We start from the raw sequence: 12,160 nt of genomic DNA on the forward strand, positions 1-12,160 counted from the left end.
ATTCGATCGCAACGATGCGTATCGCCATTGCTTCCGATCATGCTGCGCTCGAACTGAAGGCCATACTGGCTGACTGGCTTCGTGAGTCTGGTCACGACGTTGATGATCTTGGTCCGTACGATGAAGGTCGCGTCGATTACCCAGACTATGGCTATAAACTTGCACAAGCTGTAGGTTCAGGCTTGGCCGAGCGTGGCGTAGCGCTGTGCGGATCCGGGATCGGTATCTCCATCGCCGTCAATCGGCATCCAGCCTGTCGCTGCGCCCGTGTCGATGACTCGCTTTCGGCGTCTCTCGCGCGCGAACACAACGACGCCAACGTGATTGCCCTCGGCGCCCGCTTGATCGGCGTTGACATGGCCAAGGCTTGCATTGCCGCCTTTCTTGAAACCGAATTTGCAGGCGGCCGACATGGTCCGCGCGTCGAAAAACTGACCCACCCGATTTTCAGCAAGGAACCCGCATGAGCACAAATCCGTCCGCCGCCCTGAACGATGTCCAGCCCGACGGCTTTTTTACGCGCAGCCTTGCCGAGACAGATCCCGCAGTGTTCAGCGGAGTTCGCCACGAGCTGGCACGGGAACAGCACCAGATCGAGCTGATTGCTTCTGAAAACATCGTGTCCAGGGCCGTCCTTGAAGCGCAGGGATCGGTATTCACGAACAAATATGCGGAAGGCTATCCTGGCAAGAGATATTATCAGGGTTGCGAGCCGTCAGACGAAGTTGAAGTGCTTGCTATCGAGCGCGCAAAACAGTTGTTTGATTGCGGCTTTGCCAATGTCCAGCCGCACTCCGGTGCGCAAGCAAACGGTGCCGTTATGCTGGCTCTGACTATGCCTGGCGACACAATCATGGGCCTGAGCCTCGATGCAGGCGGTCATTTGACCCATGGCGCAAAGGCAGCCTTGTCTGGAAAATGGTACAACGCAGTCCAATATGGTGTGCGTGCTGAAGATCACCTGATCGACTTCGATCAGGTCGAGCGTCTGGCAAGGGAGCACCGCCCCAAGCTGATCATAACAGGCGGCTCTGCCTATCCGCGCCAAATCGATTTCGCTCGCTTCCGGGCAATTGCAGACGAGGTCGGCGCCATTTTCATGGTGGATATGGCGCACTTTGCCGGCCTGGTTGCGGGGGGTTGCCACCCGAGCCCGTTTGCCCATGCCCATGTCGTCACGACGACGACACACAAGACGTTGCGCGGCCCGCGCGGCGGCATGATCATGACAAATGACGAGGGCATAGCGAAGAAAATCAACTCGGCAGTTTTCCCTGGGCTTCAGGGCGGACCGCTGATGCACGTGATCGCTGCAAAGGCAGTGGCTTTTGGCGAAGCACTACGGCCGGAATTCAAGAGCTACACGCGAGCCGTAATCGAAAATGCAAAGGTGCTGGCCGCAACCCTGCAGGAACGAGGTTGCAATCTGGTATCCGGCGGCACTGATACACATCTGGCCCTTGTGGACCTCTCACCGCTTGGCGTGACAGGCCGGGACGCGGACGCTGCACTCGAGCGGGCGGCAATTACATGCAACAAGAATGGCATTCCGAACGATCCGCTACCTCCGGTCAAGACGTCCGGCATCCGGGTCGGATCGCCTGCTGGCACGACGCGCGGCTTCGGCCCGGTCGAGTTCCGCGAAATCGGGAACATGGTCGCTGACGTGCTGGATGGCCTCGCCAAGAATGGCGAAACAGGGGATGGCCAAGTGGAGGCCAATGTGCGCGAGCGCGTCCGTGCCCTGTGTGAGCGTTTTCCGATCTATCCGGGGTTTTAAGCGTTGCGGTGCCCCTTCTGTTCCCACGCGGAAACGCAAGTCAAGGACAGCCGTCCAACCGAGGACAACAGCTCGATCCGAAGGCGACGCCAGTGCGAAGCCTGCGGTGCACGCTTTACAACGTTCGAACGCATCCAATTGCGCGAACTGACAGTGCTCAAGTCTGAAGGACGAAGAGAGCCTTTCGAACGCGAGAAACTGGAACGATCAATCGCGATTGCCTGCCGCAAGCGCCCAGTCGACGGAATGAGGATCGAAAAGCTTGTAACAGGAATCCAGCGTCAGCTTGAAACCTTGGGCGAAGGCGAAATTCCATCGACGCGGATTGGCGAAATGGTCATGGACGCCCTGCAGGGTCTCGACAGTGTCGCCTACATCCGCTTTGCGTCGGTATATAAGGATTTCACGGACGCGAGCGACTTTGAAGGCTTTGCCGGGAGTATCGCTGAAGCAGCGCGAAAGTGAGCGAAGGACCCGTTATCGTCCTGGTCCGTCCTCAACTGGGCGAAAATATCGGCAAGGCTGCACGGGCAATGCTCAATTTCGGATTGACCGAAATGCGCCTTGTGGCACCGCGTGACGGATGGCCAAATCCGGATGCCGGGCCTGCAGCTTCGGGCGCCGACATCGTGCTCAAGCAGGCAAAAGTCTTTGCAAGCGTCGCGGAAGCAACATTCGACTGTTCGCATGTCTTTGCAACTACAGTGCGCAAGCGCGGTGTTACCAAGCCGGTGCTGACGCCAGAAGATGCAGCAGGCGAGATTCGTTCAGCGGCGGGCCGCAGCGCGATCTTGTTTGGACCCGAACGGTCCGGTTTGGCGAGCGATGATGTAGCCCTTGCGCGGAGTATCATCACGGTTCCGGTAAACGCGGAATTTGGAAGTCTGAATTTGGCCCAAGCGGTCATCATCGTCGCTTACGAACTGTCAAAAAGCGAGACACTGGCCATCCCGACCAGGTCCCGACTCGATCCACCTGCGCCGCAGGAGGACCTTGAGGGGCTGATCCTGCACCTCGAGTCCATGCTTGAAGCGGCTCATTATTTTTTCCCGGAGGAGCGGGCCCGGGTCGCACGGCGCACGCTTCGGTCTCTTTTGACAAAGCCGCAATGGACCGCCCAGGAAGTCCGCACGATGCGCGGCGTGCTGAGGACTTTGGCGCGCCAAGCGGATGCTCAAACTGACCCGTAGGCAAGAATGACGGCAATCCGAGGCGCACTTTACAGCAAAAAGTCTTTCCGCCATCATCTCGCAAAAGAAAGGCAAGCAGATGAAAGTTGAGGTTGTTAGTCGGCTTTTGGCCATCGCCGGATGCATTTTGGCAGTGCAGCCCGCCTTGGCGACAAACGAACCAGCCCCTACGCCGACAGGTGCCGCAAAAGCCGTAAAGACGCGTGACCCGAACCGGATGATCTGCGAAACCAGCCTGGAAACCGGCTCAAGGCTTGCCAAGAAGCGTGTCTGCATGACTGCGGCCGAATGGGACGAACGGCGCCACGAGGACAGCCAGCTCGTCAATCGCGCCCAAGTTCAACGCAGCTTTGAAAGCCCCAATTAGATCCCGCCTGCTTGCAGTCCCCTGCCCAACCAACTTGACTTGAACCGGTGTACTCGCCATAGGCGCGCACTTCGCAATTGACCCTGCACTCCGGTGAAGCAGGTGTCCGGCCGGGTACCAGCCCGTGTCGCGCGGTTCCGGAACATGAAACTGATAACGCAATTGAAGGATTGAAAATGTCAAAGCGCCATAGCGCCAAGCATAAGCTCGACCGCCGTCTGGGCGAAAACATCTGGGGTCGCCCAAAGTCTCCCGTTAACCGCCGTGAATACGGGCCCGGCCAGCACGGCCAACGTCGCAAGGGCAAGGTTTCCGACTATGGCCTTCAGCTCAAGGCCAAGCAGAAGCTGAAGGGCTATTATGGCGATGTCACGGAAAAGCAATTCAAGCAGAGCTACCAGACCGCTGACCGGATGAAGGGCGATACGTCGCAGAACCTCATTGGCCTTCTTGAGCGCCGTCTTGCCTCGGTCGTGTATCGTGCCAAGTTCGCGCCGACTGTGTTCGCAGCACGTCAGCTCGTGAGCCACGGCCACGTGCTGGTCAATGGCGTCAAGTGCAACATTGCTTCTCGCCGCGTCAATGTAGGCGATGAGATCAGCTTGGGCAGCAAGGCTGTCGAAATGGCACTCGTTATCGAAGCGCAGAGCCTCGCTGAGCGTGACATTCCCGATTATATCGCGACAGACGGCGCCGCAAAGGTTACGTTCGTTCGCGTTCCGACGCTTGATGAAGTGCCTTATCCGGTGAAGATGGAACCGAATCTGGTCGTCGAATTCTATTCGCGCTGATCTTGGCGCCGAAGGACACGAAGGGGTGGCCCTTGTGGGCCGCCCCTTTTTGTTTGTGAGCCATGCCGTTCCGGCTGGCCCCACATTCGGAAAGTGAACGCCCAACAAATTGACACACGGGAATTGACGGATGCACCCTGCCGATCAATGATCGTCCAAATTGGGGAGAAAGTGTGCATGGCTCGCAAGGGCATTGATCTGGGTGGGGATGGCGACGCAAACGTCGCACTCAATCCGATTGTAGGGCTGGCTAGGGAGGACTTGCTCGGTGCTGTCTCAGTCATGTTGCGTGAAACCGCCGCCAAACCTTCGACAACGCTGAAACATGCCCGCCTGTTTACGGACGACGTTATCAAGATCCTGACCAACAAGTCGGAGATTGCACCCGACCCAAAGGACAAGAGGTTCGCAGATCCCACATGGTCCAAGAATCCCTTTTATCGGATGGGAATGCAATATTATCTAGCGGCTCAGAGCGGCGTAAACCGCTGGATCGCCGATCTCGAGCTGGATGAGCTGGAACGGGCGCGCGCCAATTTCGTCAGCGGCATGATCCTGGACTCGCTTGCCCCAACCAACACTTTGCTGGGCAACCCCTCAGCGATCAAGAAATCGGTCGAAACAGGCGGCACTTCCCTGCTCCGAGGGTTGAAGAATGCCTATAATGACATGGTCCACAATGACGGAATTGTGAGTCAGGTTGATTCAAGACCCTTCAAGATCGGCGAGAATATCGCAACGTCGCCAGGCGCGGTGATCTATCGTTCCGAAATAATGGAACTGATTCAATATGCACCGGCGACCGAGGCTGTTCATGAATTCCCGCTGTTGATTGTCCCTCCCCAGATCAACAAGGCCTACATCAACGACCTGACGCCGGAAAAGAGCATTATCCGCTACGAGCTGGCACATGGTATCCAGCCTTTCCTGATCAGTTGGCGGAACCCGCAAATAGAGCATCGCGATTGGGGGCTGGCTGAATATGTCGATGCAATCATCACCGCGCTTGATGTTGTGACCAGTGTCACAGGCGCGAAGAAAGTGAACGTCGCAGGAGCCTGCTCCGGAGGCATTACGACAGCCACCTTGCTATCGCGTCTCAAAGCAATGGGCGACGAAAGGATCAACTCCGCAACTCTGATGGTTTGCGTCCTTCATCCACAACGCAATGACAGCGAGGCCGGCGCGCTCGTGTCCGAACATGGCATCAAATTGGCTCGTGAGCGTTCGGCAAAGAAGGGAATTCTGGAAGGTTCATCACTCGCCCGAACATTCGCTTGGCTTAGGCCCAATGATCTGGTGTGGAATTATGTGATCAACAATTATCTGCACGGGGAAGATCCACCTGCATTCGACATCCTGTTCTGGAACAACGACTCGACAAACCTCACGGCCGCGCTCCACTCGGACTATCTCAGGGTTTACGAGGAACAGCCATTCGCCAATCCCGGCACTTCAGAGTTGGCGGGGCATTTTGTTGACCTGACCAAGGTTGATTGCGATTTCTTCATCATGGGCGGGGTTACTGATCATATCACCCCCTGGAAAGCGTGTTATCGCTCCACTCAATTGTTCGGCTCAAAGAATATCGAATTCGTCCTGTCCCATTCCGGGCATATTCAAGCGATCCTCAATCCTCCGGGAAATCCCAAGGCAAAGTTTTACCGAGCTGGAGGAACCCCGCCTCCCACGCCCGAAAAATGGCTTGCAGGTGCCGAGGAAGTCGCTGGAAGCTGGTGGCCATACTGGATGAAATGGCTTCAGGACCGGTCGGGAAAGCAGGTTGCTGCTCCCAAATCGTTAGGCAGCAAGGCATACAAGCCATTGGGGCCTGCCCCCGGTGAATATGCACTTGGCTAAGGCAGGATCGACAATGTCAAAAATCATTATGCCCGAATTTTCCATGGAAACAATAGAAGGGCGCACTGTTCGTGTTGCGCGCTGGTCGACAGGTAAATCGCAAAAGCCGCCGCTGCTGTTCTTCAATGGCATTGGGGCAAACATTGAGCTTGTCTCGCCGCTTGCCGAAAAGATGCCGGAGCGCGATTTCATCACGTTCGACATGCCCGGAGTTGGGGGCTCACCTGAACCGGCAATCCCCTATCGGCCCTGGATGATGGCGCGCGTCGCCGATATTCTGCTTGATCAATTCGGTTATGGTCAGGTTGATGTCATGGGTATCAGTTGGGGGGGAGGTCTGGCCCAACAGTTCGCGCTGCAATTCGGATCACGCGTCAACAAGTTGATCCTTGTGGCGACTACAGCCGGCATGGTGATGGTGCCCGGAAATTTCTCGGCGCTTACGAAAATGATCAATCCGAAGCGCTATCTTGATCCGAACTATATGTTGAAGAATTTCAAGACGCTTTATGGCGGAATCGATAGCGGGGCTGATGCCCATGCCGAGAGGATCACGCCGCCGACCAGAATGGGCTATTTCTATCAGCTCGTAGCTATGATGGGATGGACCAGTGCACCCTGGCTACCTTTGCTTCGGCCTGAAACCCTGATCATGATGGGCGATGATGACAGGATCGTGCCGTTGGTGAATGGCAAGTTCCTGAACAGCTTGATCCCCGACTCTCGTCTGGAGGTCATCAAGGGAGGGGGGCATCTCTTTCTTATGGCCGAAGCTGAACTTTGCATAAGACTCATCAATGATTTCCTTGATGAGTTGCCAACCGAAAGGCGGCAAGCTGCTTGATCGGACGGCCAGACCAGGCTGGCTATTTTTCAGATTGTGGATGCATTCCGATGCCATGGGCTTTCATCTTGGCAACTTCGTCTTGTGTCTCTTTGAGATCGCGAAGCGCGAGATCGTGAAGACGCTGCTCTTCGCTTTGCGAAGTTGAGACTGGCGTAGGCAGCATCATCCTTCGCGCGGTCTGCCAGCCGAGCAATGCAAAAATTATTGCAATAAAGGCGCCCATAGTGAGGACGCGCTGCTGTCGCGAAGTCATATTCTGGTTGCCCCCAGACCATGACTGTTAACCATTCCACATGTGTACGACCAGACATTTCTAGAAGAAATAGGCCCGAACAAATACACTGGGCCGAAGTTAAGAGGCCAAGCGAACAAATTCACTGTGCCCTCCGGGTCGCTCGCTCCGGATACACCAGCAAACACAACTGTAAATGTGGCGTTTTTGTATGTCCCGCTTCGGGCCAGTTGCTGCCTCAAAAGTTAACGGCGAAGTGTGGACGCAATACGGGTCTTTAGGCGTCTCGCGACCGTGTAGAGCAAAGCTGATCCCCGCGAGGCAAGCGGCAGAGTCAGGATCGACGTATCGTAGTGCGAATAGTGGCGTTTGAACGCATCGTGATGCACGTAATTCCCGACAATGCTGTATTCCAGCGACAAGTCTGCCTCGCTCGCCACAATTTTTGCAGAGGCACTTCCCAACAAGGGTTGGATGGCAAGCGTGTAGGCAATGGGACCAGTCAAACGGAATACTCCATTTCGGCCAACGCCAAATGACCAAGGCGAGTAGTGTTCAATATTTGCAAGAACATGCACGACGACGGCGCGCAGAAATGGATGACCGGCCGCCGCTATGATGTGCCATTGCTGGAATTCGCCACCTGGGACGTGACCCAGTTCCGGATGCAGCCCAAAGCCTTGATGAGGCTCGCCCATCGCATTGCGCCATTGGGAGAGGATGAGCCCCTCATCACCAACAACGACTTCATCGATGGAACGCGTAAAGCGGCTCTTGATGTCGATGTAGACACCACCCAGGGCATACACGGCCAAGTAGCGGAAAAGATCAGCCCTTGCAGCACCATATTCGGGCCTGATTCGGAGGTAGGCCGCAAGAATTTCAGCCGGGTAATTTTCCTTGATGAATTGTTCGATTGCCTTGTCATCATAGAGCCGATGGACCCACCCGGGGTTTGCCGCGACCAAACTCGCGACATTATCTTCCAAGGATTTGGGAAGCACTTCAGTTGGATAGGTCTGGTGAATGATCCTTGAAATCCGGGGTGACGGACTGATTATTGGGACCATCAACTCCCATTTTTCGCGGCTCATATCCGCGGGATCCAGTTGAGGCAGAAAATTCGGCAAATTGGCATCGTCGCAATCGGCCTCCGGATAACCCATTTCATCGTGGCATCGGCTCAGATAGCCCGAATTGGGGCATGATTCAAAGGCGCCAAGACCAGAGACTTCTGTCAAACTTTAACAGTATCAATTGAGACTGTCCAAAAATGGGGCACCTCCCAAAAAGTAAAGGTTTGACGCACATTTGGAGTTAATTTTCTGTAAATTTCTGCTATCACCGAGTCGCTTGGTCGCACACTCGCAACGACGAGTCGAAACTACCTTCCTTCAGAGTACAGGGGTAACATATGAAAAAGATGTTTTTGGCTGCGGCCGCCATGGCAATGTCACTTCCCGGAGTAGCGCAAGCTGCTGCGACCGTGACGGTCAATTTTTCTGGAACCACAGCCGTTCCAGCCAACAATGATTTTCAAAGCCAGTTGAGCGGACTTGGGTTCGATTTCTATTCTTCGCTGGGTGCTTCGCTGATTGCGAACGGCCCTGTCAGCTTGACCTTTGAGTTTCTTGGCAGCGAAAGCGGGTATAGCGATACATTCTCGACCGCTTCCGGCTTGACCTACACCGAGACAAGCTGGCTCGAAAATCACTTTGCTGCTCCGATCCTTATCGGAACCACCTATTTCGCCGGTGGTGATCTCAAGAACTTCTTGAACTTCACGACGACGGGTGTGGGTGGAGCGAATGCCACCGTAGGCGATGACGGCTTCGGCATCTTCCTGTCGCGTGGCGCAACGTCGGGCTTCTCGACCAACGTCTTCTATCTTGGTTATGACGATCAGATCACGCGGAAGGACGACAACCATGACGATTTCATCGTGAAGGTTACGGTGAATTCGCCGGTTCCTGAGCCATCGACATGGGCGATGCTCCTGTTTGGCTTCGGCGTCGTTGGCTTCGCTCTGCGTCGCCGCGTTTCGCGAACAGCATCGTTTGCCTGATCGGTAACGTTAGAACTAAGAATTTGGCCCCGCCGGAGAAGTTCGGCGGGGCTTTTTTTTGATTCGGTTGGTGGGCTGGACGAGTCTGTCCGTTATTTCCGTCCGAAAAGTTTCTCTATGTCGCCATGGGCGAGTTTCACCCAAGTTGGCCGTCCATGATTGCACTGGCCAGAATGTGGGGTGACTTCCATTTCTCGCAGCAGCGCATTCATCTCGTCAACGGAGAGCACGCGACCCGCTCTCACTGAGCCATGGCACGCCATTGTGCCAGCCACTGCATCAATCCGCTCCTTCAACGAATGCGCCTCCCCGTGAGCAGCAAGCTCATCCGCAAGATCCATGACCAGACCTTTTGTGTCCCCTGCCCCAAGAACGGCGGGTGTCGCCCTCACAAGCATGGCACAGGGACCAAATCGCTCCAATTCAAGGCCGAAGGCGGCAAGATCGAGGATACGAGCTTCGAGCCTGTCACAAGCTACTTCTTCCAGTTCGATCACTTCAGGCAAGAGCAGGGTCTGCGACGCAGCTGCCCCGGATTCGACCGCGCGGCGCATCCGTTCAAGCACCAGGCGTTCATGGGCTGCGTGCTGGTCAACCAGTACAAGACCGTCTTCGGCCTCTGCAACGATGTAGGTTTTTGCAATTTGTCCTCGCGCGACCCCCATGGGAAAGGCTCGGGCATCCGGCGCGGGCTGGTCCGCCGTTTCGGCTCGCGCCATTGGCGGCGGCGCGAAGGTTTGGCGCTGTTCCCACATCCTTGGATGCGCCTGATCCGGCGACCATTGCGATACCTCTGTAGGTTCCTGTTTCCAGCGCTCCAATGCCAGCGCGGAAGCAAGCGGAGCTCTCCCCTGCCCAACCTCATCGAGCGCGCGGCGGAGCCCTCCCACAATTAGACCGCGCACGAACGCCGGGTCCCGAAACCGCACTTCGGTTTTGGCAGGGTGAACATTGACGTCCACCTCTGTTGCTGGAACGTCGAGAAAGAGGGCGACCACGGCATGCCGATCGCGTGCAAGCATGTCGGCATAAGCGCCACGAACTGCCCCAGCGAGCAAGCGATCCTTGACCGGACGCCCATTGACAAAGAGGTACTGGTGATCGGCAACGCCACGGTTGAACGTCGGGAGCCCAGCCACACCCGTTAGACGAAAACCCTCGCGGTCGAAATCCAGGCCGACACTCGCATTTGCCAATGCGCGATCGGTAAGTGCGTAAACACGGTCAGGGCCCGTCTCTCCGGGCGGCGCCTGCAACGCTCGCCTTCCGTCGTGATCAAGACTGAAACCGATATCGGGGCGGGCCATTGCCAGCCGTTTGACCACATCGACACAAGCGGCATATTCCGAGCGCGGAGACCTGAGGAATTTGCGACGAGCCGGGACCTTGCCGAAAAGGCCTTCGACACGAACTCGCGTTCCTGGAGGAATTGCGGCTGGTCCTTCATCGATCAATTCACCATTGTCGATCGTCCTTCGCCAGCCGTCAAAACCGCGCACCCGGCTTTCGATCGTTAGCCGCGCGACGCTGGCAATTGAGGGCAAAGCCTCCCCGCGAAAGCCAAGTGTCGTCACTGCTTCGATCGCTTCATCAGGAAGTTTTGAGGTTGCATGCCGTTCGAGTGCCAGCGACAGTTCTGATGGCGACATGCCGCAGCCGTCATCTGCGACTTCGATCCGATCAACGCCGCCACTCACCAGAGAGATCGAAATTTGGGAGGCTCCGGCGTCGATCGCGTTTTCAATCAATTCCTTCAACGCCGCAGCCGGTCTTTCCACCACTTCACCCGCGGCAATGCGATTGATGAGATGCGGAGGCAAGCGGCGTATTGACATGGTGCACGCTCTAGCCCAAGCGACCTCATCCCGCGAGCGGCAGTTGTAGAATCGGGGAGATTTTTTCCCGAAGCATTGCTACTCGTGTCCACCGCGCAATTTCAGCCGGGGCCGTTTCGTCGTCCCGAACAGATCAGGGTATCAAGAATGTCGTTTTTCTCTCGCTTCTTCAAGATGATGTCCCACGACATGGCGATCGATTTGGGGACCGCCAACACTATTGTTTACCTTCGTGGACGAGGCATTGTCCTGAATGAACCTTCGGTCGTTGCCATCGAAACGATCAACGGCGTGAAGAGAGTGAAGGCTGTCGGTGACGATGCGAAACTGATGATGGGCAAAACGCCAGGATCGATCGAGGCCATTCGTCCGCTTCGCGATGGTGTTATCGCCGATATTGAAGTCGCCGAGCAAATGATCAAGCACTTCATTCACAAGGTTCATGGCCAGCGTCGTTTCCCGAGCTGGCCTGAAATCGTGATCTGTGTGCCATCAGGCTCAACATCGGTCGAAAAACGCGCGATCCGTGACGCCGCGTCAAATGCCGGGGCGAGCCAGGTCCATTTGATTCTGGAACCGATGGCAGCCGCAATAGGTGCTGACATGCCTGTGACCGAGCCTGTCGGTTCGATGGTTGTGGACATTGGCGGAGGCACGACCGAAGTTGCCGTTTTGTCATTGCGTGGCCTTGCCTACACGACATCCGTGCGGGTCGGTGGTGACAAGATGGACGAAGCGATCGTGTCTTATGTCCGCCGCAATCACAACCTCCTGATCGGTGAAGCTACGGCTGAACGGATCAAGCAGGAAGTTGGCGTTGCAAAGCCGCCAGCGGATGGCGTCGGCAAAACGATTCACATCAAGGGTCGTGACCTGGTGAACGGCGTACCGAAGGAAATCGCGATCAACCAGGGCCAGATTGCCGAGGCCCTGGCCGAACCGGTTGGAACAATCGTGGAAGGCGTCAGAATCGCGCTTGAGAACACGGCCCCCGAGCTTGCAGCAGATATCGTCGATCAAGGCATTGTTCTGACTGGTGGCGGCGCACTTCTCGAAGGGATCGATGAAGTTCTGCGTGACGAAACGGGCTTGCCTGTAACCGTTGCCGACGATCCCCTGACCTGCGTTGCGCTAGGAACGGGCCGTGCACTGGAAGACCCGATCTTCCGTGGCGTGCTGCTGACCGCCTAGGA

13 protein-coding genes are annotated in these 12,160 nt (G+C 56.2%); 10 read left to right on the forward strand and 3 right to left on the reverse strand.

Going from position 1 to position 12,160, the window contains the following annotated elements:
- Window positions 1-14: 14 nt before the first annotated feature.
- The 8 genes from rpiB to K0O24_RS14395 all read left to right on the forward strand — a co-directional run bounded on the left by rpiB (window position 15) and on the right by K0O24_RS14395 (window position 6,832).
- Window positions 15-467 (forward strand): ribose 5-phosphate isomerase B, encoded by a 453-nt coding sequence (gene rpiB, locus K0O24_RS14360; protein WP_219893382.1) that lies wholly within the window; start codon window positions 15-17, stop codon window positions 465-467.
- A complete protein-coding gene (gene glyA, locus K0O24_RS14365) occupies window positions 464-1,780 on the forward strand; it encodes a serine hydroxymethyltransferase (protein ID WP_219893383.1) in 1,317 nt (438 codons plus the stop codon). Before rpiB ends, glyA begins: the two co-directional genes overlap by 4 nt.
- A 3-nt stretch (window positions 1,781-1,783) precedes the next feature.
- On the forward strand, window positions 1,784-2,245 hold the full coding sequence (gene nrdR / locus K0O24_RS14370) for a transcriptional regulator NrdR (protein ID WP_219893384.1): 462 nt from the start codon (window positions 1,784-1,786) through the stop codon (window positions 2,243-2,245).
- Complete coding sequence (locus K0O24_RS14375; protein ID WP_219893385.1) at window positions 2,242-2,970, forward strand: RNA methyltransferase; 729 nt, start codon at window positions 2,242-2,244, stop codon at window positions 2,968-2,970. Before nrdR ends, K0O24_RS14375 begins: the two co-directional genes overlap by 4 nt.
- A gap of 79 nt (window positions 2,971-3,049) precedes the next feature.
- On the forward strand, window positions 3,050-3,337 hold the full coding sequence (locus tag K0O24_RS14380; protein ID WP_219893386.1) for a hypothetical protein: 288 nt from the start codon (window positions 3,050-3,052) through the stop codon (window positions 3,335-3,337).
- Window positions 3,338-3,513: 176 nt separating this feature from the next.
- Entirely contained in the window at window positions 3,514-4,128 is a 615-nt protein-coding gene (rpsD, locus tag K0O24_RS14385; RefSeq protein ID WP_219893387.1) for a 30S ribosomal protein S4, read from the forward strand.
- A 147-nt stretch (window positions 4,129-4,275) separates the two neighbouring features.
- The gene (locus tag K0O24_RS14390; protein ID WP_246611032.1) at window positions 4,276-5,988 is read left to right on the forward strand and encodes an alpha/beta fold hydrolase; all 1,713 of its coding nucleotides are present in this window, start codon (window positions 4,276-4,278) and stop codon (window positions 5,986-5,988) included.
- A gap of 13 nt (window positions 5,989-6,001) precedes the next feature.
- A complete protein-coding gene (locus tag K0O24_RS14395; protein WP_246611033.1) occupies window positions 6,002-6,832 on the forward strand; it encodes an alpha/beta fold hydrolase in 831 nt (276 codons plus the stop codon).
- A gap of 22 nt (window positions 6,833-6,854) precedes the next feature.
- Here K0O24_RS14395 and K0O24_RS14400 read toward each other — a convergent pair whose 3' ends face one another.
- Window positions 6,855-7,001 (reverse strand): hypothetical protein, encoded by a 147-nt coding sequence (locus K0O24_RS14400; protein ID WP_219893388.1) that lies wholly within the window; start codon window positions 6,999-7,001, stop codon window positions 6,855-6,857.
- Window positions 7,002-7,312: 311 nt separating this feature from the next.
- Entirely contained in the window at window positions 7,313-8,161 is an 849-nt protein-coding gene (locus K0O24_RS14405; RefSeq protein WP_219893389.1) for a glycosyltransferase family 32 protein, read from the reverse strand.
- 320 nt (window positions 8,162-8,481) lie between these two features.
- Between K0O24_RS14405 and K0O24_RS14410 the strand changes: the two genes are divergently transcribed.
- The gene (locus K0O24_RS14410) at window positions 8,482-9,132 is read left to right on the forward strand and encodes a PEPxxWA-CTERM sorting domain-containing protein (protein WP_219893390.1); all 651 of its coding nucleotides are present in this window, start codon (window positions 8,482-8,484) and stop codon (window positions 9,130-9,132) included.
- Window positions 9,133-9,224: 92 nt separating this feature from the next.
- Here K0O24_RS14410 and mutL read toward each other — a convergent pair whose 3' ends face one another.
- Window positions 9,225-10,967: a DNA mismatch repair endonuclease MutL gene (gene mutL / locus K0O24_RS14415; protein ID WP_219893391.1), complete on the reverse strand. Its 1,743-nt coding sequence runs from the start codon at window positions 10,965-10,967 to the stop codon at window positions 9,225-9,227.
- A 147-nt stretch (window positions 10,968-11,114) separates the two neighbouring features.
- Between mutL and K0O24_RS14420 the strand changes: the two genes are divergently transcribed.
- Window positions 11,115-12,158 (forward strand): rod shape-determining protein, encoded by a 1,044-nt coding sequence (locus K0O24_RS14420; protein WP_219893392.1) that lies wholly within the window; start codon window positions 11,115-11,117, stop codon window positions 12,156-12,158.
- Window positions 12,159-12,160: the final 2 nt, after the last annotated feature.

Origin of the sequence: Aquisediminimonas profunda (assembly GCF_019443285.1) — a bacterium.
GTDB lineage: Bacteria > Pseudomonadota > Alphaproteobacteria > Sphingomonadales > Sphingomonadaceae > Aquisediminimonas > Aquisediminimonas profunda.

Excerpts from the sequence above, each read along its gene's own strand:
- rpiB (WP_219893382.1), top strand. The coding sequence starts at position 15 with ATGCGTATCGCCATTGCTTCCGATCATGCTGCGCTCGAACTGAAGGCC.
- glyA (WP_219893383.1), top strand. The coding sequence starts at position 464 with ATGAGCACAAATCCGTCCGCCGCCCTGAACGATGTCCAGCCCGACGGC.
- K0O24_RS14380 (WP_219893386.1), top strand. The coding sequence starts at position 3,050 with ATGAAAGTTGAGGTTGTTAGTCGGCTTTTGGCCATCGCCGGATGCATT.
- rpsD (WP_219893387.1), top strand. The coding sequence starts at position 3,514 with ATGTCAAAGCGCCATAGCGCCAAGCATAAGCTCGACCGCCGTCTGGGC.
- K0O24_RS14390 (WP_246611032.1), top strand. The coding sequence starts at position 4,276 with ATGATCGTCCAAATTGGGGAGAAAGTGTGCATGGCTCGCAAGGGCATT.
- K0O24_RS14395 (WP_246611033.1), top strand. The coding sequence starts at position 6,002 with ATGTCAAAAATCATTATGCCCGAATTTTCCATGGAAACAATAGAAGGG.
- K0O24_RS14400 (WP_219893388.1), bottom strand. The coding sequence starts at position 7,001 with ATGATGCTGCCTACGCCAGTCTCAACTTCGCAAAGCGAAGAGCAGCGT.
- K0O24_RS14405 (WP_219893389.1), bottom strand. The coding sequence starts at position 8,161 with ATGAGCCGCGAAAAATGGGAGTTGATGGTCCCAATAATCAGTCCGTCA.
- K0O24_RS14410 (WP_219893390.1), top strand. The coding sequence starts at position 8,482 with ATGAAAAAGATGTTTTTGGCTGCGGCCGCCATGGCAATGTCACTTCCC.
- mutL (WP_219893391.1), bottom strand. The coding sequence starts at position 10,967 with ATGTCAATACGCCGCTTGCCTCCGCATCTCATCAATCGCATTGCCGCG.
- K0O24_RS14420 (WP_219893392.1), top strand. The coding sequence starts at position 11,115 with ATGTCGTTTTTCTCTCGCTTCTTCAAGATGATGTCCCACGACATGGCG.